We start from the raw sequence: 22788 nt of genomic DNA, 5'->3' as shown, positions 1-22788 counted from the left end.
GCGACACGCACACCGCGTTCCTCAATTAAACGTGACAGCCAGCCGACGGACATCAATATCGCCTAATTTGTGCGTGTGACGCTCCCTACGCTTGCTAAACACATGATTGCTTCACTCCTACACTCTTCAATCAGTGCAGTAGGGTCAGTCCCTACTCTGCAAATTCGGTGTCCTTTTATATCACTCGCTACTACTTGATACACTCCAGCAGACACCTCATCAACATCGAATATCCACCCTGGCAATTCTAGGAAAGTACGATTCATTATTTAATCTCCTTGAGAAATTCATTTTTCAAAAGATCCCCAAGTTGCATTGATGATCTATATTGTGTTCCAAGTCCGAATTGACCGAATGCAGGAGCCACAGTACCTGATTGAACCTCAAATGACTTAAGTACTTGGAAGGTTCGCAACTGTTCCTCAGCCACACCTGGGGGCAGCGAGCGAGCAAATGCGGAGATTTCCGGTGGCGAAAAAAATCTTGAATACTCGCTACCACCAAAACGATTGATTATTTGCCCCTCTTTCAGCGTGAGTTGCGTGGCGGCCCCCAAAAAACCGTCATTAGTAGGATAGTAAGTAGTAAGCGCACGACTCTCACTCAATATTATTTCAGTAGTGCGTCCAGCAAAAATAGCGCCTATGCCCCACTTCAATCCGCGAAATACAAAATTCCCCGTAACAATACTGGCAGCAGTTTCCTCGACGAGGGTAAATGGCTTGATTGCATCACCTTCAGCACGCGCTTTAAACGCCGCTTCATATCTCGCATTTTGTTCAGTACAAGCGTTGCTTGGAGTTGAACATCGACCTTGTTTCAAGGCGTCATTTTGAACAACAGCCCCCATGACTCCAATCTTTGCGACGTCTTCCGGTGGTTTCGCAGAATGATCAAGGCTATTATTATTTTTGTTTTCGGTATTTAAAACCGTAGCAGTAACACTCCCCTTTCTCTCTCCATACACGACGCTCCAATTACCAAACGGATCTTTTGCCGCTTGTCTCTTTAATTCATCATCTATCCAAGTATCTTGCGCTTTATATCCCGTCGGATCCGTCAAATTCGTCGGGTTGTTCCACACGTAAGTATACCGGTTGTAGCTCTGGCTATGTGCGGGATCCTGAATCATCGGATCAGCACTCAGAAACCGTGCCATCAGGGGGTCGTAGATCCTGCCATTCATGTGCACCAGATCAAGCTGATCCAGCATTTCATGGCCGGTGTAGCCTTTGTTGTCGACTTGCCCGTCCAGATTATCCGGTGTCGCGCTGCCATCGGTGGTTCGGCGTTTGCCCCAACTGTCGTAGGCCAGTTTTTCTTTGAGGTTGCCGCTGCTGTCGCTGATGCTGATGATGCTGCCCAGTCTGTCGTGATGGCTCCAGTTGAGTTCGCTGGTGTTGCTGCCCGGTTGGTCGATCTCAACACCGAGCCCATACGGCCAGTAGGTTTTGACTGTCGCCTGACCATTGTTGACTTCAGCCTCTTGTGCTCCGGCATAGTAGGTGGTGGTGACTGTCGGGTTGCCATTGGGCTGGCTGGTTTTGGTGTGTTTGCTTCTCTGGTGTTCAGGTCCGTAGGTGAACTGGCTGCTATCGGCCTCGCCTTTGCTGATGCGTTTTGGCATGTCGAAGCTGGTCCAGTCGATGTTGACCCAGCGACTGCTGCGGATGGTGCTCAGCAGGTTGCCGTTGTCGTCGTATTCATGCGCACCGATTCCGGGGATTTGCTTAACGGCATGGGGGCGCACGCTATTGCTGCCGGAGGCGGGGTAGATGTAGTCGCCCATGCCGACACCGGTTTTGCTGAGGATGTTGCCGATGGCGTCGTAGCGGAAGTGTTGGCTGGTCTGGCCGTCAACGGTGGCGCTTTCGAGCCGGTTGAGTTCGTCGTAGGTAAAGCCTTCGCTGTATCCACTGTTGTTCCAATACTGGCTGCGACGATCTACATTGCCCAATACGTCGTAGGTGTAGCCTTCTTGTAGCAGTGCGCTTCCCTGGCTGTTTTGAAGAATGCTTTGCTTCAGGCGACTTGTGTAGGGGTTGTAGTCGTATTTGACATCCAGGCCATTGCCCAGTTTCGCCTGACGGACGTGTTGTGAGGCATCCTGGACGGTGGCTCGCCATAAGACAAGGCTCCGTCTTTCCAGACGGTCAAGATAGCCATAGCGGTTGTAGCGATGATCAAAGATTTTGGGGGTGGCGTTGCCTCGCTGGTATTGCTGGCGGATCAGGCGGCTCCATTCATCGTATTCGTTTTTACTTTTGTAGGTGGTGTCCAGATACAGGGTCGTGGTGTCAGTGACCTGCTCCCCGAGTTTAGAATGATGCACAAGGGGACACCCTATGAAAAATCACTTGGGAGCGCTAAAGATCTTTCTGAGGAACAGGCCAGGATAGAAGCTGAAAAATATCGTACAAAAATTCTTAAGGAAAGACACAAGAACGGCATTGAAAAACTGTCCGCAGACTTGGCAATGCCGCGTATTCCGTGCTTTAAGAGCTATGAATACGCTAGAAACTTCGTTAAGGAATTAAATCAAATTGCCCCACTCAATCGAGGACGCTTTACAGGTGGAAATCTAGAGCCAATTGAACTAGAGCTCTATGGAATCATATGGCTGATGCTCCTGCTACCACTTAGCATGGAAGATTTGCTGCAATTAGCAACAACAGATATCCAAAGCAAAAGATCGGAACCATATTTGACTCTCCGGAGAGCAGAAAAACATACTCCCCATTTGGAAGTTGATTTGCCCTATAGCGCAATTACAATTTTTGAAGCGCTAGAAATGAAACTTGACAGAGATTCTTACAGAGAAGGACTGTTTCCTCTACTTCGCAGATTAAGTAAAAGTGAGCTAAAAAATGAAATGAAGCAAGTCCTGAACAAAATATCCCCAACCTACGTCATTGATACGAATAAATTTATTGCTTACTTTGAATTTACTGCAGTCAAATTCAGCTGTTTCCGTAGCGAATTCATCAAGGATTACACAAAAAAAAAGACGCGGACAAAATGAATGTGGGATAAGCAACAGCGCCAGACGGCTTTTGATGACTTGGTGGGAAAGCCATTTACTACAAAAGACCAATTTTATTAAGTTGGATCTCAGCCTTCTTAGCGCCCCCAAAAAAAGAAGGAGTTCGCCGTCGATTGGCAATCGTCGATAAGACAAGGATTCAAAATCACTCCAAGAGTGATTTATCACAAACAGCCGTCCAATATGGATGAATCCGTTCCAACCCAAAATGGCATACCAGATGGCATACTAAGCAAGCCAGAAAAAGAAAAAACCCTTAAAAATCAAGGGCTTATCATTTTATTTTGGCGGAAGCTGTGAGATTCGAACTCACGAAGGCTTTAACACCTCGCCAGTTTTCAAGACTGGTGCATTCAACCGCTCTGCCAAGCTTCCGAGCCTCGCATTATATCCTGATAGCGATATGCAAAACAAGCCTGGAGGGAAACTTTTTGTCTTAAAAGACTTTGGTTATCAAATTCGTGATCTCTTGCGGCGATGTCGGTCGGGAAAACAAGAAACCCTGCACCTCGTCGCAAGATGCGGCGCTCAGGAATTGATACTGTTCTGGTGTTTCAACCCCTTCTGCGACGACCTTCAGTTGCAACTGATGCGCCATGACAATAATCGCACTGGCAATCGCACAGTCACTCGCATCCGCCGGAATACCCTGTACAAAAGAACGGTCAATTTTAATTGATGAAATTGGAAAGCGTTTCAGATACGAGAGACTGGAATAGCCAGTGCCAAAATCATCCAGTGCCAGGCTGACACCGAGCGCGACCAATTGCTCCATAATCGCAATCACGCTCTCGGTGCTGTTCATCAACATGCTTTCGGTAATTTCCAGTTCCAGCCAGGCGGGTGAAATCTGATGCTGCCGCAGCAGTGCTTCAATTTTCGATGGCAAAGCGCTGGTAAATTCTTTGGCTGACAGATTCACCGCAATTCTGAACGGCGTCAGACCTGTATCCTGCCACGACTTTGCTTGCCGACAAGCAGAGTTTAAAACCCAGGCATCAATCTGCAGAATCAGCCCGGACTCTTCGGCGATCGAAATAAACTCGACCGGCGAAATTAAACCGCGTTCAGGATGCTGCCAACGCAGCAGCACCTCGACACTGACCAGAGTACGCGACCGGACATCAATCTTAGGCTGATACACCAGAAAAAACTCTTGCTGATCAAGCGCCTTGCGTAAGCCTGACTCCAGAAATAATTTGCCGGCAATATGTGCATCCATGTCCTGACTGTAAAACGCGTAACTGCCTGAAATACCTGCGCTGTTGCGTTTTGCCTTAAACATCGCAATATCTGCACGCTGCAATAAGCTGTCCGCATCCATTCCGTCTTCCGGAAACAGGCTGATACCAATGCTGGCACTGACGCGTAATTCATGTATGCCAATATCAAATGCAGCATCAAGCGCAGAAAGAATTTTTTGTGCGACGAGACTGGCGTGATAATACTGATTCACATCGGTCAAAGCGACCGCAAATTCATCACTACCCAGCCGGGCAATCATGTCTTCGTTCCGCAAAGTCTGCTGGATACGTCTGGCAACTTGCGTCAGCAAAGCATCACCGACCTGGCGTCCAAATGTATCATTTACCGGCTTGAATCGGTTTAAATCGATAAAGAGCAAGGCACCGCTTGTTTGCTTGCGTCGCAATTGCTGCAAAGACTGATCGACCAGTTGTTTGAACAAGCTGCGATTCGGAAGCTGCGTCAGCGTGTCGAAATAAGCAAGACGATTTATTTTTTTCTCAGCTTCTTTGCGCTGGGTGATATCGCTCAGGTATCCGACGATGCCGACCGGCTGATTGTCAGGATTGATCAGCGGAGACAAAGTCAGACTTGCCCAGAATACCTCGCCTGATTTTTTGCGACGACGCACTTCCATTTCGCGGCCACCGTGCTCCAGAAAGTGATCGAAAAATGCTGACATACCATCGTCTGACTCTTCGTCGTCATATAAAAACAGTATGTTTTTTCCAAGAACTTCGTCAGAACGGTAACCAAATAATTTTTCAGCTCCACGATTCCAGCTGAGTATAAAGCCGGCCAGATCCATCGTAATCACGGATTCATGTATCTGATCCAGTATCTGCATCTGCAGCATCTGCTGCTGCAAATTCAGATCTTGCTGTTGCAACAGATGCTGACGTTTGGCAAACAAGCGCGCCGTCAGCGCTGCCAGGGCATTCATTTTCTCCAGATCCGCCTCGGAATAAATTCCCTGTCTGGCGGCAAGCAGATAATAAGTTTCAGGAGACACAGAAATGCGAAATCCTTGCTCAGACATACCGGATGTGACATGACCACGCTCGTAAGTGACGGCACCATCAGAAAATAATGTGTGCGCAATCCGGTTGATTTCGTTATCCAACGCGCTCTCGTCCAGACTGAGAACCGCCTCCCCCAGAGTAACACCAAGGCTCAGATTCACTAGATCCGCAGATGTTTTCATCATCACATATCCCGGCAAACATGATTGACCCACACATAAGCGTCAAAAACACAATCGCAGTAACTATCAGCATCCAACTGCAGCGATGCGGATTGCTCGTGCAAAGCGATGCTATTCGTGCGGTCAGCCAATTCAACCAGATGAAGACACTGCCCCAGTCTGCCAGATTTGTATAGCAAGGCCTGCAGAATATCCTCTCGCAAGTGTAAAGGACGCAATACCTCGGTCAACTCGCTGCCAAATAATTTATCGAGCAAGGAAAACATACCGACCATGAATGCACTATCGAGATCGTCTTTCGCTGCGCCAAGCCTCAGAAATACAGCTTCCATCATACTGGCGCGAAAAGCAGCCCGCACCATCAGGGGATTAAGGGCGCCGCCCTGGCCCTGCTGACGTGCGTACAGAAGTAACTGCAGCCACCGCTGCAGTTACCTGCGCCCTAATAAATTGAGCGCCTGAGCAAAAGTCGAAACACGCACCTGCTGGCTGAACGCAGCAGAACTGACTAACTTGAACAGCATAAAAGACAAGGTGGGGTCTTGTTTAATCAAATTTTCAAGTTCATCCGAGTCGGCATCGCGCGACACGAGTCCGAGCAGTTTCAGTAAACGGGTTCGTGCTGAGCTGTCCGCTGCTTTATTTTGTGCCGGCGGGTGAAATGCGTAATCGCCTGAAAATAAAGTAAAACCTGCCTGCACTGCCTGCTCCAGATCATGTGACGACGACAGATGTTTAGCCCAGTGCTGGCCGTTATTGAGGCGTGTCATCCAGGGTTTGCCACTTAATGGTACGCCGTTAGCACAGTCAACACCGATGTGCCGGGTATCGCCCCAGCGCAATTCGGTCTGAGCCTTAAACTGATCAGTAACGACCCTGAATCCGGCTCTGATAATATTATTCAAACCAGTCTGAACAGGCTCGATGGCACACCGTTCTTCAGGCACACATAATACGATCCGAGCAGGGGGCAAACTCATATGCAGCTCTGCCGGAATCTGCTGCGGATCCTGTACAGAAATCAGATAGCTGATATCAGGTAGTCTGTCGAAAATACCTCTCAGTTGCCATTGCTCCAGCATGGCAAAGACGGCACTCTGTTCAATTTCGCCGAAATCCGGGTAAATCGCAGCCAATTGCTGCTGCGAATTCATGACGGGTAAAAAAGACGGGATAGTTGATTGGTACATCTGATTACGCGTCACGCAAGAAAATTTCCTGAAGATCATTCAAAAACAGGCTACCCGCCGGCGTCGGCGAAATAGTCTGATGATCTCTCTGTATCAGCCCTTTTTTTTCAGCCAGCTGTAATTCTTTTTCTATAGAATTGAGCAACAGACCGGTTCGGTCCTGGAATAAATTGACAGGGAATCCCTGATTCAGGCGCAGGGCATTCAGCATAAATTCGAATGGCAGATCACGCACATCGACCTCATTTGACTCCTGAACGGCATTACCAGCCATACTTGCTTCAATGAATGCTTTCGGCTGTTTGTAACGCGCCTGACGGATAATCCGATGTGGGAACGACAGCTTGGAATGCGCTCCGGCGCCAATCCCCAGATAATCACCAAAAGTCCAGTAATTCTGATTATGCCGGGAGGCTTTACCTGGTTTCGCATACGCCGATACTTCATAGTTAACATATCCGGCGCCAGCCATCTTCGCGTGTATTAAGTCCTGCATTTCAGCACTGGTATCATCGTCAGGAATCGCCGGCGGGAATTTGGCGAAATAGGTATTCGGCTCCAGCGTCAGGTGATACAAGGATAAATGCGGCGGAGCAAAAGATAACGCGCTCTGAATATCTTGTTCAGTTTCCGCCAAAGTCTGCCCCGGCAATGCAAACATGAGGTCGAGATTGAAATTATCAAAATGCGTCGCGGCAATGTCGACTGCGCGTTTTGCTTCATCACCATCGTGAATGCGGCCAAGAGCAGCGAGGTGGCGTGAATTGAAACTTTGTATTCCCACCGACAGACGGTTAATTCCGCTTTGTCTGAACGAACGGAATTTTTCGGTTTCAAAAGTTCCGGGATTGGCTTCCAGCGTTATTTCTGCCGCACCATCGAGCGGCAGCAAAGAACGGAGGTCAGACAGCAACCGGTCAACACCCGCAGCCGACATCAGGCTTGGTGTGCCACCACCGATAAATACCGTATAAATTTTCCGGCCCCAGATCAGGGGTAATGAAGCTTCCAGGTCTGCACGCAACGCCGTCAGATAGGCATTCTCATCAAAACTACCCTTCACTTCATGCGAATTAAAATCGCAGTAAGGGCACTTCCTGACGCACCAGGGGAAATGAATATACAAAGACAGCGGCGGCAACACCGACAGATTCAGACTACCCGGGGACAAAAATTTTGCAGCAACATCTTGTGGAATCTGTGAGATATCTTCCGTTGAACGTAGGTTGTCAGTCAATTCAGAAACCGGTTTTATCGGGATCATTTATTTCAACTTCTCAAACAATGTACGCAACGCCTGTCCCCGGTGAGACAACTGATTTTTTTGTTCTGCTGACAGTTCGGCAACAGTCTTGTTCAATGAAGGAATCCAGAAATGCGGGTCATATCCGAATCCATTTTCACCACGCGGCGCGGTAATGATCTCACCATTCCAGACACCATCAGCGATCACCGGCTGCGGATCATGCTCTGAACGAACCAGAACCAGCACACAATAATAGTAGGCAGATTTATCGCTCTCATGTTGCAGATCGGCGATCAGCTTCTGATTATTTCTCAGATCAGATTTCGGTTCTCCGGCATATCGGGCGGAAAATACGCCAGGGGCACCTTGTAAGGCATTCACGCATATGCCCGAATCATCGGCCAGTGCGGGTAAACCTGTCAGTTTTGCTGCGTGACGCGCTTTGGCAAGCGCATTCTCCACAAAAGTGAAAAAAGGCTCATCCGCTTCCGGTACATTAAACTCTGACTGCGAATGCAGATCCACACCAAGAGGCGACAGGATCTGGTAAAACTCTTTCAGCTTTCCCTGATTATTGGAAGCCAGTACGATTTTTTTTGTCATTACAATCTGCTCAGCTTTCCAACAAACCAAGCACCTGCTTTTGTAGAGCGATCAAATCACTGATGCCGCTTTCAGCAAGGTCAAGCAATTGATTCATCGTTGCCCGATCAAACGCAGCACCTTCGGCTGTTCCCTGGACTTCAATAAAATGTCCGGCATCCGTCATTACAACATTCATGTCGGTATCGCAATTGGAATCCTCAAGATAATCAAGATCGAGCACAGGCAAACCCTGATACACACCGACCGACACCGCTGCGACAAAATGTTTCAGAGGAACCTGAGCAATCACACCATTGGCGACCAGTTTAGAGAATGCATCATAAGCAGCGACCATTGCGCCGGAAATGGCCGCCGTACGCGTTCCGCCATCCGCCTGAATCACATCACAATCGAGGTGCAATGTACGTTCGCCAAACGCATTCAGATCAAATGCAGCACGCAAAGAACGTCCGATCAGGCGCTGAATTTCCTGAGTGCGTCCGGATTGCTTGCCCTTTGCCGCTTCGCGATCCATGCGGGTATGGGTCGATCTTGGCAACATACCATATTCAGCAGTGAGCCAGCCCTGCCCTTTGCCCTTCAGAAAGCCCGGCACTTTATCTTCAATGCTGGCAGTACAAATAACACGGGTATCGCCAAACTCTATCAGTACTGAGCCCTCTGCATGCTTAGTAAAATGACGGCTGATCACAACAGGCCGCAAGGCTTCCGCTGCGCGGCCACTGGGGCGTTGAATATAAAACTGAGACATAATTAATCTTTAGAAGTAAGACGGGATGATTTATGGATCGCATTGCGAATTTCAGCAATGGCTTTTTCGATCTCTGCATCATTGAAAATATCGGGTTCTGCGTTATCCATAGCAACATCCGGATCAACAGGGGCCTGTATGGTAGTCGTAATAGAACCGATAGGTAAAGTATTGGTGGTGATAATAGAGGAATCCTCCAACCTGTTGTCTCCCTCCCACATCAGCGCCAGCGCTGTTGTGTTGTCGCTGTTTTTACCGGCAATACTGACCGCAGACCTGATCAGTTCCGGAATTGCACGAACGATCGTGTGCTCGTACAAACGCTGTGCAAGCATATGGTCCGGCAACATAGACCAGAAACCATCAGAACAAAGCAATATGATATCGCCGGGCTGCAGGGCAGCGCGCCGCGAAAGTTCAACGATGGGGGCATTCGGCGCCCCAAGACAGTTAAATAGCTTATTACGGTCGGGATGTGTATGACGTTCCGCCGGGTCAACTTTTCCCTGGGCAATCAGGGTTTCCAGACGGGAATGATCTTTCGTCCGCAATAATATCTGCCCCTGGCGCATCCAGTACAGACGGGAATCGCCGCAATGCGCCCAATACGCATAACCATTCTGAATCAGACAGGCAACAATCGTCGTGCGTGGTGTTTCCGGTAAATTATTTGTTGTGTGATAACGATGTATTTCCTGGTGTGCTGCTAAAAAACTGTCTTCCAGAAATCGTTCCGGACGTCCGACCAAAGGATGCGCCTGTTGCTGAAAAAGCGAACCTATCGTCTGCATGGCAATCGCTGCCGCCATCTCGCCCATGATATGACCACCCATACCATCAGCCAGCAGCAGCAAAATCGCATCGCGGGTAAAACTGTAACCCATACGATCCTGATTGACCTTGCGGCCGCCAATATGACTTTCTTGATAAACGGAAAAGCGCATGAACAGTAGTAATTATTAAGAAAAGAATGATGAATAAAAAAAGCTGACGCGACTATACCGGCTCACACATAATCAATTCAGTGTGCTCTCTTGTATTGTTGTATGGTCATTCTCTGGCTTTTTTTTCTGATATTTTTTAAAGAAAGTTGTGATTTTCAATTTTATTTTTTCGACAGCACTCAGCTCCGGTGCTGGCTGAGCTTTAATCGCCAGCGCTTTTTGCAACGCAAATACACTTTGCGGGCGCTCCAGCGGGTCCAGTTTCAGACACCAGCGAACAACTTCTATCAGCTCCGGCGAATACATCCCTTCCAGCTTACGGTAATGCGCCTCCATCTTGTCGTTGGTCTGGCGCTGATCGGCCGGCTGAGGAGGAGCGCCTATCATGCAGGCAAAAATAGAGGCTCCTATGCTATAGATATCGGTCCACGGGCCGAGGCTGCCGTTTTTCTGATATAACTCCGGCGCAGCAAATCCGGGGGTGTACATAGGATACAGTTTCGGAATATCGGTTTTTAATGTCTGGCGCGCAGCACCGAAATCGAGCAGTATCGGTGTACCATCGAGGCGCAGATAAATATTGGCAGGCTTCAGGTCAAGATGCAGCAGCTTGTTGGTGTGAACTTCACGCAAACCATTCATTACCTGATTAAACATACGGCGGATAAAGCGCTCGGAAACCAGCGGCTTTTCTCCCTTGTCACGGCGACGCAGAATATGCTCCTGCAATGATCTCCCTGACTCATATGCCATCACCATATACACCGTTTCATTCGCACGGAAAAAATTCACAACGCTGACCACATTCGGATGTGAGATGCGTGCCAGCGCCCTGCCTTCTTCGAAAAAGCATTTCAGACCGATGCGGTAAATCGGCAGATTTTCGTTTGAAATTGCTGGTACCAGCTCACCCTGCTGACGCAACGCAAGCGAACTAGGCAGGTACTCTTTGATAGCAACGGCATTGCCGTCTTCATCCGAAGCCAGATAAACGATACTGAAGCCGCCGGAAGCAATTTTCTTTACAATGCGGTAACCGGCGATTTCCAGTCCATCTGGCAAAGGCGCGTTATTTTGTGCTGCCATTGTTATTCCCATCCTTTAGACAAAAGCGATTGTGTGGATAATCGCACTGTTTGTAAAGACTATAATGGTTTGTAACAACTTCTTACGCCCTTTTGCGCCTATCAGCATATTCTCTATAAGGAAATAACTTGAGCATTTACAGCATGACTGGTTATGCGACCAGCACCCAGGAAACCGATGCGGGCACGATCACCATAGAAATCAAGAGCGTCAATTCCCGCTTTCTTGATCTGCAGTTCCGCATCAATGACGATTTCCGCTCCGTAGAATCCTTGTTCCGCGAAGCAATCTCGCGCAAGCTGGCGCGTGGCAAAGTTGAGTGTCGTTTCAGTTTTGGAAAAAAGACCAACGAAACCAGCAATAAAGCACTCAATACCACGGTGCTCGGACAGCTGGCTGCTTTTCAGAATAATCTGAAAACCCATTTTCCAGATGCAGCCCCATTTACAGTCAATGAACTATTGCGCTGGCCGGGCGTGATTGAGGAAGCGGAAATCAATGCTGAAAGCCTGCAGAATACGATCACCCGTAGCATAAACGACACATTAGATGCATTCATCACCAGTCGAGAACGTGAAGGCGCAGCGCTGGAACAGGTGCTCCTCAGCCGGGTGGCAGCGATGGAAGAAATCGTCGAAAGAATCACGCCGCTGATGCCGCAAATGTTGCAGCAATTTCAGCAGAAATCGATTGCACGTCTCGAAGAGGCGCTGGGATTAGCACAACCCGCCAATGGCAACGCCGCCGCCCAGACCATTACCCGCGAAGAAGCGTTCGACAGAATTCGTCAGGAAGTCACTGTTTACGGTATCCGCGTTGATGTCGCGGAAGAACTAGCCCGCTTATCCGCTCACCTGACAGAAACCCGCCACATCCTGAAAAAAGGCGGCCAGGTCGGTAAACGCCTGGATTTTATGATGCAGGAACTCAACCGCGAAGCGAATACACTGGGTTCCAAGGCTGCACTCAAAGAACTGGCTGATGCCTCCATGGAATTGAAACTGTTGATAGAACAAATGCGCGAGCAAGTACAAAACCTTGAATAACGCGGCACATTTGCTTATACTGCCGCCGATATTTTAAGAAGCGACAACGCCGGCGGCACACAATGCCGCCGTTGTGTTTTTATAACTCCGACTTCACGACGATACCATCCTGAGATCTCTATGCGCCCTATTACATCCACTGCAGGCAGCCTGTTTATTGTTGCGGCACCATCCGGTGCCGGCAAATCCACACTGGTGAATGCTTTACTGGCGCAGGAACCACAAATCAAGTTATCCATTTCGTCCACGACACGTCCTCCGCGTCCGGGCGAACAGGATGGCCGCGAATATCATTTCACGACCGTTGAAGACTTTATTGCGCGTGAAAAAGCCGGTGAATTTCTGGAGCATGCCGAGGTTCACGGTAATTACTACGGCACCTCCCGCGTGGTCATCGAGGAACAGATGCGGGCTGGTACAGATGTTTTGCTGGAGATTGACTGGCAAGGTGCGCAACAGGTACGCAAACAATTTCCCGACGCTGTCGGCATCTTCATTTTGCCACCATCCATTCCGGCTCTCGAAGAACGCCTCAAGAAACGGGGGCAGGATGAACCGCACGTGATTACACGCCGTATTTTGGCTGCTGGCGGAGAAATGGCGCACTCGCCTGAGTTCGAATATGTTATTATCAATCAGGACTTTACTACCGCATTGTCTGAATTGAACGCTATCGTTAAAGCGACCCGCTGCAGATTCACTCAACAGGCGGCACGGAACAGCGAATTGTTTGCCCAGCTTGGCATTCACGCCAATCCGGATTAATTCAGAAAAATTATTTGTATCATTTGTATTTAGGAAAAAACATGGCACGTATTACCATTGAAGACGCGTTAAAACAAATCCCTAACCGTTTCCAGCTGACTCTGTGTGCGACCTATCGCGCACGTCAGTTGCTGCAAGGTCACACGCCAAAAGTCGAAGCTAAAGATAAGCCGACTGTTGTTGCTCTGCGTGAAATCGCAGCGGGTAAAGTCGGTCTCGAGATGCTGAAAAAAGTTCCTATGTAATTCGCATCGCGCGAAGAATCAAAGTAACCACCTTCATCGGCCGGAAAAAACAGAATGAACGCAACAGAAACCTCTTCATCTCTGAGTAATCCGGCCGAATCTGATACTGCCGCGCCCCCGTCCGCCATTGCTCAGCAGAGCAGCGCAAAAAAAAACACTGTAACTACACCTGAGTCTCCGGTAAAGCCATCAACACCGGCGCCGGTCGTCGGCGTTGCCTCGACGACGGCACTGTCTGCCCGTCTGGCAGAATACATGTCGCCGGGCGATCTGAAGCTGATCAAGGAAGCCTATCGTTTTTCTGACGAAAAACACCTCGGTCAGGTGCGCAAATCAGGTGAACCTTATATATCGCATCCCATCGCTGTCGCCGAAATCTGTGCGGAATGGAAGCTGGATGTGCAAGCCATCATGGCGGCACTGCTGCATGACGTCATGGAAGATCAGGACGTCAAAAAAGAAGAGCTGATCGAGCGCTTCGGTGCGCCGGTCGCGACGCTGGTAGATGGTTTATCGAAACTTGAAAAGATAGAGTTCCAGAGCCAGATTGAGGCGCAGGCAGAAAATTTCCGCAAAATGTTGCTGGCGATGGCGCGCGATGTACGCGTTATTCTCGTCAAATTAGCGGACCGTCTGCACAATATGCGCACGCTGGGCGTGATGCGCTCGGAAAAAAAACGCCGCATTTCTCGCGAGACAATGGATGTCTATGTGCCTATTGCGCACAGACTTGGCCTCAACAATATTTACCGCGAATTACAGGATCTGGCATTCTCGCATCTGTATCCGATGCGTTACCGTACCCTGTCCAAAGCAGTAAAAGCCGCGCGGGGCAATCGGCGCGAGGTGGTCAGTAAAATTCTGGAAGCAGTGAAAAATTCGCTGAAAGAAGCAGGTCTGAAAGCAGAAGTCTATGGCCGCGAAAAAACCTTGTACGGTATTTACCGGAAAATGCAGGACAAACATCTGAGCTTTTCTCAGGTGCTTGATATTTACGGCTTTCGCATCGTCGTCGAAAATTTCCGCGAGAGTTATTACGCTCTCGGCACCCTGCATGCGCTCTACAAGCCTATGCCGGGCAAGTTTAAAGACTATATTGCCATTCCAAAAACCAACGGCTATCAATCGCTGCACACCACACTGATCGGTCCGTATGGCACTCCGGTTGAGTTTCAGATCCGCACCCAGGAAATGCACCGGATCGCTGAATCAGGCGTGGCAGCGCACTGGCTCTACAAAGATTCCGACGGCAGCCTGACCGATCTGCAGCAACGTACACATGCATGGCTGCAGTCTTTGCTCGATATCCAGAAACAGACCGGCGACTCAGCAGAATTTTTAGAACACGTGAAGATCGATCTGTTCCCCGATTCTGTCTATGTGTTCACACCGAAATCCAAGATTATCGCCCTGCCACGCGGCGCCACGGCGCTCGATTTTGCGTACAACATTCATACCGATATCGGCAATCAGGCGATCGCGACGCGTATCAATCACGAGCCGGTACCATTGCGCTCAGAATTAAAAAATGGAGACATCATCGAGATCATCACGTCGCCCGGCTCCCGCCCTATGCCGAACTGGCTGACGTATGTCCGTACCGGCAAAGCCCGTTCCGCAATCCGCCATTATCTGCGCACGATCAACCTGAATGAATCGACCGAACTCGGAAAACAATTACTCGCTCAGGCACTGGTGGCAGTTAACCTGAATCCGGAACTTCCACCCGCGCTGATCGATAAATTACTGAATGAATCGACGGCCAAAGAAATGGATGAAATCTATACCGACATCGGTATAGGTAAACGGATGGCGACGCTGGTGGCGCGGCACATTCTGGATCTGGTTGAAGACGATGCCCCCTTCCCATTCCAGCAATTCGGCGACAAGCAAAACTACAAGCGCGAGCCTGTCATTATTTACGGCAGCGAAGGTTTATCGGTGCAGCTGGCGCCGTGTTGTATGCCGATTCCCGGCGACAATATCATTGGTCAGCTGAAACGCGATCAGGGTCTGGTGGTGCATACCGATGACTGCGAGCATGCAAAACGTATGCATTTCAAAGAGCCGGACCGCTGGATCGATGTCACCTGGGGTGAAGAACTGAACCGCAGTTTTGATACCCGCATCGTCGTCACCGTCAACAATGAACGCGGCGCACTCGCACGTATCGCAGCAGGCATAGGCGAGTCAGAAGCAAATATCAGTTATGTGAATATGGAGGATGGTGACGCCAACGACATGACGCATATCCACTTCACCATTCAGGTCGAAGATCGCACCCATCTCGCGAAAATCATGCGCAGCATTAAACATCTGAATGGCGTCATCCGCGTTGTGCGCGTCTGACAACTCTGACACACCTGATTTATCCTGCCTGCCGACGTTTCCTTCCGTTTTCCGCGTAAAACTGCGCTTTTTAATATACTCCCCCTGTTTTTTGTGAAAACTCCCTGATTGCCAGCGAGTTGACTGGGCTTTCAAATATACCCCGGGGAGTATATTTGAATCGATTTTAAGCGCTGAACGAACACGGGCAGGCAAGCGCTGCGGCCACTTGCAGAATCAGCGTGCAACAGGCTTACTCAGATACACACACTAATCCATGCGCACAGCATCAGCAACACCGGATACGCTCAGATACAACAGAGCTTACCGGGCAAAGCTTAGTGCAATTTTTTATGCATGCGGCGCAAACCCAGCCAGACACAGACCGCAATCACCGGTATCAGGGTTCCGGTCAGCAGATCAGGATTGATTTCCAGCCCCATCGCCTTCAGACCTTTGCCGGTGTACAAAAATAAACCGGCGACGTAGTAACTGATCGCGGCGACAGACAAACCTTCGACGGCCTGCTGCAAGCGCAGCTGCTGTGCGGCGCGCGCGTTCAGGCTTTGCAGGATCTTGCGGTTTTGCTGTTCCTGTACGATGCCGACACGGGTACGCAATAAATCATTGGTATGTGCAATTCTGGCCGCCAGCGCTTCCTGTCTGCGTACAATCGCCTCACAGGTATGCATCGCCGGCGCAAGGCGACGTTCCATGAATTCTTCTATCGTCGGAATGCCGTCGATACGCGATTCGCGCAGCTCACCGATACGCGCATTCACCAGACTGAAATACGCTTTGGATGCAGAAAAACGATAGCTGTTTTCCAGCGCCAGCTTTTCTATGCGCGCCGCCAGATCAATGATCTGTCGTAAAACGCCCTGCTCCGCGTCCGTATCCGCCAACTCTCCATCAATGCCACTTGCCAGCGTCATGGTGGACGTGATCTGCACCAGTTCATTTTCAATGGCATTCAGCACGGGCGCTGCCGCCTGCGCCTGTGGCAACCCCAGCAAAGCAATCATGCGGTAGGTTTCTATTTCCAGTATGCGCTGCACGGTACGTCCCGCCTGCTGATCGAGAAAGCCCTGATCCTTGACGATGAAACGACTGAAGCCATCGGCCTGAATCAGGAAATCAGTCCAGACCTGACCACGGTCAATCACCTGACTGCCGACCAGCACACTGCCTTCAAACATCCCGCGCATCGCCGCCGTACCGACCGGAGGCGTGACATCAAGCGGGACAGCAGCCGGAATCAAAGCCACGTGTGCTGCCACCATGACTTTCCCCTGTAAACCGGCAAGCCATTGTTGGGGCACATGCCGTAACGGTACCTGCGCGAATACTTGTGCTATATCCGGCGCGGTATGGGCATTCAATGTGGACTCTTCCTGATTATCCAGAAATGTGTAGGTCGCAAATTCGGTATGACATTCCCATTTCAGACGGAAACGACCGAAATCATGAAAAAAATATTTCGCTTCACCGCCGGGACTGGCAACGCCGAAATATCCGCAAAACTGGCTGAGTATCTCTAATTGCAGGTGCAGATTATCACCACCGGTGCGACCCTGATTGTTCGCAAAAACGGCGATATGGGTCAGCACTTCCGGTGCATTCAGACGCAATGAAGGACGCGAATGTACTTCGGCCGCCAGCGGAATCCGCAAAGGATGATTGATATTGGTGTAGTTGAGCGCCATGATAGATGCCGTAAAAGTGTTCAATTAAATTCGCAGAACGCCGCTTATCCCGGAACAGATCAAGCTGGGTAAATAACGTCGAGTATCGTCAGTTCATCCACTCCCGCCGGGGTTTTCAGAATCACAGTATCACCGGTGCGTGCTTTGGTCAGCGCGCGGGCAACCGGAGAAATCCAGCTGATTTTTCCTTGTAACGGATCAAACTCATCAACACCGACGATGGTGATGGTGGTTTCTTCGCCTTTTAAATTTTCGTAAACAACGGTCGCACCGAAAAACACCTGATCGGAACCGTGATGCACGCGCGGATCAACCACTTCGGCGATATCCAGACGTTTACTTAAAAAGCGTATGCGGCGGTCGATTTCGCGCAGACGCCGCTTGCCGTAAATGTAATCACCGTTCTCGGAGCGGTCTCCGTTTGATGCAGCCCACGAGACAATACTCACCACTTCCGGGCGCTCGACGTCAATCAGACGCAGGAATTCATCTTTCATACGCTGATGACCTTCCGGCGTCATGTAATTTTTTGCGCCGGCGGGAATCGCAGGAGCACCAATCTCTTCGTCGTCTTCCTGTTCCGTTTCTTTTATAAAAGCTTTACTCATTTATTTTTATCTTCTGTCGAAGCAGATCAAATTAATCGTTATCTTCTTACCGCTGCTCTGCCATCCCTTATAAAATAAGCGATCGCGCTGTTCTGATCAATACTGAATCTGCATTGGCAGCAGTCGTCAGAGCGCGGATTCTGGCAAGTACCGGGACTTCTCACTGTAAAGCAAAACTCCCATAATAGCGAAAGTCTGAGAGAGAAATGGAATATGCATGGCTGAATATGCGTCAATTAAGTTAATGATTGTGGATGACCGCGTTGTGGTCAGAGAAGGAATCAAAGGAATCATCGCCGCCACTTCAGATATTGCGATCGTCGGCGAAGCAACCAACGGCCTGGAAGCTGTGCGCTTATCCAGAAAACTCGACTACCATGTCATGGTGCTCGACATCGCACTACCGGATAAAAACGGTATCGAAGTGCTGAAGCAAATCAAAGCAGAAAAACCGGAAGTGAATGTACTGATGTTCTCGAATTTTCGCGAAGACCAGTATGCGATACGCTGTCTGAAAGCGGGCGCATCCGGCTATCTGAATCAACATTGCAGCAGCGATGAATTCCTCGCTGCGATACGCCAGGTGGCTAACGGTTTGAAATATATCAGCACGGCACTGGCGCAGGACTTAGCCAACAACCTGAATCAGGAACATGAAGACGAACCCCATAAAGCCCTGTCAGACCGCGAATTTCAAACTCTGACCATGATTGCATCAGGTAAATCGGTCAGCGACATTGCCAAAGAATTATCATTGTCAGTAAAAACCATCAGTGAATACCGCTCAAGGATTTTGTTAAAGATGAAATTACGGCACAATGCAGAACTGACACACTACGCAATCAAGAACCAGCTTGTCGATTAGTATTTATTTTTGTTATTTACCGTTTATCGTTTCTGACCAGACTACATGTCGACCAAACCTCCTTCGTCACAACTCAAAAGTCCTTCAGACATTGCACGTGAGACCTTCCGTCAATTGGCGATACAGCGAATTGCGCCGACACCGGATGCCTACCGAAAACTGTATAACGAAGTTGCCGGCATCAACGAAGTAACAGCGACGACCGCTACAGAAACACAGGAGTCAGATAAGCCATCAGAAGCGGAAAATCTGCTCGCCAGCTTTGCCAGCAGCCTGCAGGCATCGCAAGGTGACTTGTCTACTTTTGGCCATCGCTTCAGCCGTGCCGTTAAAACCGGTAACTGGGATGATTACAGCAAAGGGCTGAAACTGCTGATGCAACGTATCGACAGACCTGTGTCAGGTCATCAGATCAGCCTCGTTGATCCGGCGCCATCCGGCAGCAACAATCCTGTGTCAGTCTCTTTAATCGACACACCGGAACAAGAAGACCCTTGCCGGCGCGTACTGAAAGACTTACTGTACCGGACGCTGACCTTAGCGCTGAGTTCCCTGCTCAAACCGAATCCCCCACTGGCGCTTGAGTCGGAAGCGCTGGGTCTGGCAGTCAGAGAAGCGAATAATGAACCAGAATTGAATCAGATTGCGACTCGCCTGAAACAACTTTGCTTTCAGATTGAATTGCAAAGCGGTGATAGTGGCGAACAACACGAATTATTGTTGCGCCTGTTTGACCTGTTGCTGACCAATATTCACGACCTGCTCGACAACGACAACTGGTTGCGCGGTCAGATTGAAGTTGTACAAAATCTGATCTCCGGCCCGATAGATCATCGTGCATTGCAGGAAGCAACCCGCAGTCTGAAAGATGTGATCTATAAACAGGGCGTGCTCAAAAACAGCATCGATGAATCGAATACTTCCGTCAAAAACATGATGACGGCATTTATCGACAGATTGAACGCGATGGCAAATAGTACCGACGTCTATCAGGACAAGATGGATGCCTATGCCAACAAAATCAGAAATACCAGTGACGCTAATGAAGTCAGCCTGATCATCAGTAACATTCTGGATGAAACGCGAGTCGTCCAGTCGGAAACACTCCGCTCACGGGACATCATCGTCGCCGCACAAAAAGAAGTGACGGAAGCAGCTGAAAAAATTAAAGGTCTGGAAAACAAACTGGCGCAGATGAGTGAACTGGTGCGCGAAGATCAGCTGACCGGTAGTCTGAACCGGCGCGGTATGGAAGATATCTTCGAGCGTGAAGCGGATCGTGCCGATCGCCGCAGCACACCGCTTTGCATTGCGATGCTGGATCTCGATAACTTCAAGAAACTCAATGATACTCACGGCCACAACGCCGGTGACGAAGCACTGGTGCATCTGGTGCGGGTGGTGAAACAAACCCTGCGTTCTATTGACGTTATCGCCCGCTGGGGCGGTGAAGAATTCATCATTATCATGCCGGAGACCGGCTTAGAAGAAGCAGCCCAGGCGATGGTCAGAGTGCAGCGCGAACTGACCAAACATTTCTTCACGGCAGATGAACAACGCCTGTTTATCACGTTCAGTGCCGGTGTTGCCCTTCGTATGCCACATGAATCTCAGGAATCGTTGGTCAAACGCGCAGACAAAGCAATGTATGAAGCAAAACAGTCAGGCAAAAATCGTGTCGTAAAAGCTAACTGAGACTGACAAAGCAACCTGTTCAGATCACCGATAAAAAAGGCCGCTGCACAGCGGCCTTTTGCATACGGTGATTCCGTTCAGTGATTCTATTCAGAAATACTGGCGACGAAGATTGTTAACGTTGCCGCTCAGAGTAATGAGTCTGGTCATACCTATCAGGTAATCCGTTTGAGGAAACCATCCGGTGCAACTGTGATCTGCAACTTATGTTGCATCGCTTTGTCGATTTCAAACTCGGGATGATTCTGAATATATTGATGCACTGCGGTTTTTGGACTGTTTCCCGGTGCCCACGGCCGTTGATCAAACACATCTGCCGGCACATCTTCGACAAAGGTATCAAACACCACGCAGTAGCTACCCTTGCTGACGAGCGGCGCATACGCTTCGAGTTCAGCCAGGACGTGTTCATGGGTATGATTCGAATCAAGAAAAACCATGATGCGCTGCTTACCTTCGGCCGCGGCACGTACTTGCGCAACAATATCCGGTGCCACGCTGGAACCTTGCAGCATCGTGATGCGTTTAGACATCGGGTGTTTCAAGATCGCCTGTTTGTTATGTTCACGGATATCGATATCAATGCCGAGTACATGCGCATCAGGATTTCCTCCGCAGGCAGCATTGAGCTCCAGCATTGATGCGGAGAAGATGATGGAGCCACCATGTGCGATTCCTGTCTCAATCACCAGATCAGGTTGTACCGTCCACATCAGTTCCTGCATTGCCAGTATGTCGATGGGGTTCTGGATAATCGGACGACCGAGCCACGAAAAATTATAGACATACTGTTTGCGCATACTCTGCTCCAGCCAGTCGCGGGACTGCGCCTGAAACGCATGGTCTTGCCCGAGTTGTTCTATGCGCGCTGCGCGTTCGGCTTCAAATTGCTGAATAGGGTTCATGGTGTCTCGCAATAGTGTGAGTAAAGTATTGGCAAATCCGTTGCCAGTTTGTGATGAGGCGCGCCACAAAGTGCGCTTGTTTTTGCAATATTAATGTCTGGAAATGAGATATCCGGTGCATTTTCCAGAAACTCGCAACGCACGCCCAGTTTTTGCAGGATCGCAGCAATATAGGCATTCGATACATTGACGCCGCTGGCCAGATTATAAATTCCGCATGTGCCATGCGATGCGATAACGGGCAGACAACGCACCACATCCTGTACCGCGATATAGTCTTTTTGCGATGCAGGCGAACTGCGAAAGACAACGCACTTGTCTTTCGCTGCCGATGTCAGCACATCAGACAGAAAATTCTGTGCTGGCATATGTAGTCCATAAACATTCGATAAACGAATGACCCGGACATCGCGCTGACTATTCAGACACAGGCTTTCTCCCATCAGCTTGGAGATGTTGTACAGATCGCCGGAAACGTGGGAGCGTACCTGTAACGCCGCCCCCTCATCCGTCGTGCTTGCCCCGGCATATACCCGCGTACTGGATAAGTAAGTCAAGCTCAGAAAAGAAGCCTGTTGCAATACGTTCGACAACAATGCGACATGCGCTTCCACCGTGTCATACGGCCGCTGACGAAAATCTGCCGTCAGACCAGCGCAGTAAAAGACATGTCCAAGATCACGTTGAAACAAGCTCACATCATCGCGCAAGGGCACATCGCAGGTCCAGCCAAGACTGCGCAATTGCGCCTGCAAATGGCGCCCGATAAATCCATGACCGCCAATCAGGGTGGCATGCATCGCTGCGGTCGGCACGCTCATTCACGCCACCCGACCCGACGTAAAGGAACGCCAACATTAATCGAAAAGGCTGGCACCTCAGAGCGCACAACTGAGCCCGCACCAATCACACAACCCTGGCGCAACACAGCGCCATCAAGAATCACGCAATTGGCACCAATCCAGACATCATCTTCAATCACAATGCCGCCCTTGCTTGGCAAAAAGCCCTGCTGATTGATCCGTCGGTTTTTATCCTGATACGCATGATTGACGGGGGCAAAAGTACAGTTTGCCGCGATCGCCACATCGTTGCCAATGCGAATGCCATTGCCGGTGTAAAGCACGCAACCGGAATTAATCGTGGTGCGCTCTCCGATCACGACATCACCGCTGCCGCCGGCGGGTTTGAATTTGACAAAGCTGTCGATACTGGACAACGCACCGATCACGATGCGGGTGCCGCGCACAGAATCTTCAATATCTGCCAGCCTGGAAATACGCGCATCGGGATGAATCTCGATCACAATA

21 protein-coding genes and 1 tRNA gene are annotated in these 22788 nt (G+C 49.7%); 7 read left to right on the top strand and 15 right to left on the bottom strand.

Going from position 1 to position 22788, the window contains the following annotated elements; translation table 11 throughout:
* Nucleotides 1-265 precede the first annotated feature (265 nt).
* Nucleotides 266-2332, bottom strand: coding sequence for a glycohydrolase toxin TNT-related protein (locus tag ACOTSW_RS08330; RefSeq protein ID WP_423682128.1), 2067 nt, complete (start codon nt 2330-2332; stop codon nt 266-268).
* Between ACOTSW_RS08330 and ACOTSW_RS08325 the strand changes: the two genes are divergently transcribed.
* Nucleotides 2324-3022, top strand: coding sequence for a hypothetical protein (locus tag ACOTSW_RS08325; RefSeq protein ID WP_423682127.1), 699 nt, complete (start codon nt 2324-2326; stop codon nt 3020-3022). The two genes, ACOTSW_RS08330 and ACOTSW_RS08325, sit on opposite strands and share 9 nt — an antisense overlap.
* A 306-nt stretch (nt 3023-3328) precedes the next feature.
* Here the strand turns inward: ACOTSW_RS08325 and ACOTSW_RS08320 are convergent.
* The 9 genes from ACOTSW_RS08320 to ACOTSW_RS08280 all read right to left on the bottom strand — a co-directional run bounded on the left by ACOTSW_RS08320 (nt 3329) and on the right by ACOTSW_RS08280 (nt 11315).
* Nucleotides 3329-3418: transfer RNA gene (locus ACOTSW_RS08320), tRNA-Ser, on the bottom strand.
* A gap of 61 nt (nt 3419-3479) precedes the next feature.
* Nucleotides 3480-5495: a putative bifunctional diguanylate cyclase/phosphodiesterase gene (locus ACOTSW_RS08315; RefSeq protein ID WP_423682126.1), complete on the bottom strand. Its 2016-nt coding sequence runs from the start codon at nt 5493-5495 to the stop codon at nt 3480-3482.
* Nucleotides 5495-5824 (bottom strand): hypothetical protein, encoded by a 330-nt coding sequence (locus ACOTSW_RS08310; RefSeq protein WP_423682124.1) that lies wholly within the window; start codon nt 5822-5824, stop codon nt 5495-5497. Before ACOTSW_RS08310 ends, ACOTSW_RS08315 begins: the two co-directional genes overlap by 1 nt.
* A gap of 99 nt (nt 5825-5923) precedes the next feature.
* On the bottom strand, nt 5924-6682 hold the full coding sequence (locus ACOTSW_RS08305) for an HDOD domain-containing protein (protein ID WP_423682122.1): 759 nt from the start codon (nt 6680-6682) through the stop codon (nt 5924-5926).
* A gap of 4 nt (nt 6683-6686) precedes the next feature.
* A complete protein-coding gene (gene hemW, locus ACOTSW_RS08300; protein WP_423682120.1) occupies nt 6687-7946 on the bottom strand; it encodes a radical SAM family heme chaperone HemW in 1260 nt (419 codons plus the stop codon).
* A complete protein-coding gene (gene rdgB / locus ACOTSW_RS08295) occupies nt 7947-8531 on the bottom strand; it encodes an RdgB/HAM1 family non-canonical purine NTP pyrophosphatase (RefSeq protein WP_423682119.1) in 585 nt (194 codons plus the stop codon). It abuts the gene before it with no gap.
* A 10-nt stretch (nt 8532-8541) separates the two neighbouring features.
* Nucleotides 8542-9285, bottom strand: coding sequence for a ribonuclease PH (gene rph / locus ACOTSW_RS08290; RefSeq protein WP_423682118.1), 744 nt, complete (start codon nt 9283-9285; stop codon nt 8542-8544).
* Nucleotides 9286-9287: 2 nt separating this feature from the next.
* Entirely contained in the window at nt 9288-10229 is a 942-nt protein-coding gene (locus tag ACOTSW_RS08285) for a PP2C family protein-serine/threonine phosphatase (protein ID WP_423682117.1), read from the bottom strand.
* Nucleotides 10230-10301: 72 nt separating this feature from the next.
* Complete coding sequence (locus ACOTSW_RS08280; RefSeq protein WP_423682116.1) at nt 10302-11315, bottom strand: serine/threonine protein kinase; 1014 nt, start codon at nt 11313-11315, stop codon at nt 10302-10304.
* Nucleotides 11316-11458: 143 nt separating this feature from the next.
* On the opposite strand from ACOTSW_RS08280, the gene ACOTSW_RS08275 reads away from it, so the two are divergent.
* From ACOTSW_RS08275 to ACOTSW_RS08260, 4 genes are all read left to right on the top strand, one after another.
* Complete coding sequence (locus ACOTSW_RS08275) at nt 11459-12361, top strand: YicC/YloC family endoribonuclease (protein ID WP_423682282.1); 903 nt, start codon at nt 11459-11461, stop codon at nt 12359-12361.
* Nucleotides 12362-12481: 120 nt separating this feature from the next.
* Nucleotides 12482-13126 carry a guanylate kinase gene (gene gmk / locus ACOTSW_RS08270; protein ID WP_423682115.1) on the top strand — a complete coding sequence of 215 codons (645 nt, stop codon included), beginning with the start codon at nt 12482-12484 and terminating at the stop codon, nt 13124-13126.
* Nucleotides 13127-13167: 41 nt separating this feature from the next.
* Entirely contained in the window at nt 13168-13371 is a 204-nt protein-coding gene (gene rpoZ, locus ACOTSW_RS08265) for a DNA-directed RNA polymerase subunit omega (protein WP_423682114.1), read from the top strand.
* Nucleotides 13372-13425: 54 nt separating this feature from the next.
* The gene (locus ACOTSW_RS08260) at nt 13426-15720 is read left to right on the top strand and encodes a RelA/SpoT family protein (protein WP_423682113.1); all 2295 of its coding nucleotides are present in this window, start codon (nt 13426-13428) and stop codon (nt 15718-15720) included.
* A gap of 317 nt (nt 15721-16037) precedes the next feature.
* Here ACOTSW_RS08260 and ACOTSW_RS08255 read toward each other — a convergent pair whose 3' ends face one another.
* Together ACOTSW_RS08255 and greB are read right to left on the bottom strand one after the other, a co-directional pair.
* Nucleotides 16038-17405, bottom strand: a complete 1368-nt coding sequence (locus ACOTSW_RS08255; RefSeq protein ID WP_423682112.1) for a DUF3422 family protein — start codon at nt 17403-17405, stop codon at nt 16038-16040.
* A gap of 59 nt (nt 17406-17464) precedes the next feature.
* A complete protein-coding gene (greB, locus tag ACOTSW_RS08250; RefSeq protein WP_423682111.1) occupies nt 17465-18013 on the bottom strand; it encodes a transcription elongation factor GreB in 549 nt (182 codons plus the stop codon).
* A 217-nt stretch (nt 18014-18230) separates the two neighbouring features.
* On the opposite strand from greB, the gene ACOTSW_RS08245 reads away from it, so the two are divergent.
* Together ACOTSW_RS08245 and ACOTSW_RS08240 are read left to right on the top strand one after the other, a co-directional pair.
* Nucleotides 18231-18878: a response regulator gene (locus ACOTSW_RS08245; RefSeq protein WP_423682110.1), complete on the top strand. Its 648-nt coding sequence runs from the start codon at nt 18231-18233 to the stop codon at nt 18876-18878.
* 45 nt (nt 18879-18923) lie between these two features.
* Complete coding sequence (locus ACOTSW_RS08240; RefSeq protein WP_423682109.1) at nt 18924-20573, top strand: GGDEF domain-containing protein; 1650 nt, start codon at nt 18924-18926, stop codon at nt 20571-20573.
* A 155-nt stretch (nt 20574-20728) separates the two neighbouring features.
* On the opposite strand, the gene ACOTSW_RS08235 is transcribed toward ACOTSW_RS08240, so the two are convergent.
* From ACOTSW_RS08235 to ACOTSW_RS08225, 3 genes are read right to left on the bottom strand one after another with little or no spacing between them, the layout of a single operon-like run.
* The gene (locus ACOTSW_RS08235; RefSeq protein WP_423682108.1) at nt 20729-21478 is read right to left on the bottom strand and encodes a cephalosporin hydroxylase family protein; all 750 of its coding nucleotides are present in this window, start codon (nt 21476-21478) and stop codon (nt 20729-20731) included.
* The gene (locus tag ACOTSW_RS08230; protein ID WP_423682107.1) at nt 21475-22299 is read right to left on the bottom strand and encodes an NAD-dependent epimerase/dehydratase family protein; all 825 of its coding nucleotides are present in this window, start codon (nt 22297-22299) and stop codon (nt 21475-21477) included. The genes ACOTSW_RS08235 and ACOTSW_RS08230 overlap by 4 nt, the downstream gene beginning before the upstream one ends.
* On the bottom strand, nt 22296-22784 hold the full coding sequence (locus ACOTSW_RS08225) for an acyltransferase (RefSeq protein WP_423682105.1): 489 nt from the start codon (nt 22782-22784) through the stop codon (nt 22296-22298). The genes ACOTSW_RS08230 and ACOTSW_RS08225 overlap by 4 nt, the downstream gene beginning before the upstream one ends.
* Between the last annotated feature and the right edge of the window lie 4 nt (nt 22785-22788).

Origin of the sequence: Undibacterium sp. WLHG33, assembly GCF_049544815.1 — a bacterium.
Classification (GTDB): domain Bacteria; phylum Pseudomonadota; class Gammaproteobacteria; order Burkholderiales; family Burkholderiaceae_D; genus Undibacterium.
The sequence above is the reverse complement of the archived record's forward strand: the minus strand, read 5'-3'. Positions and strand labels throughout refer to the sequence as shown.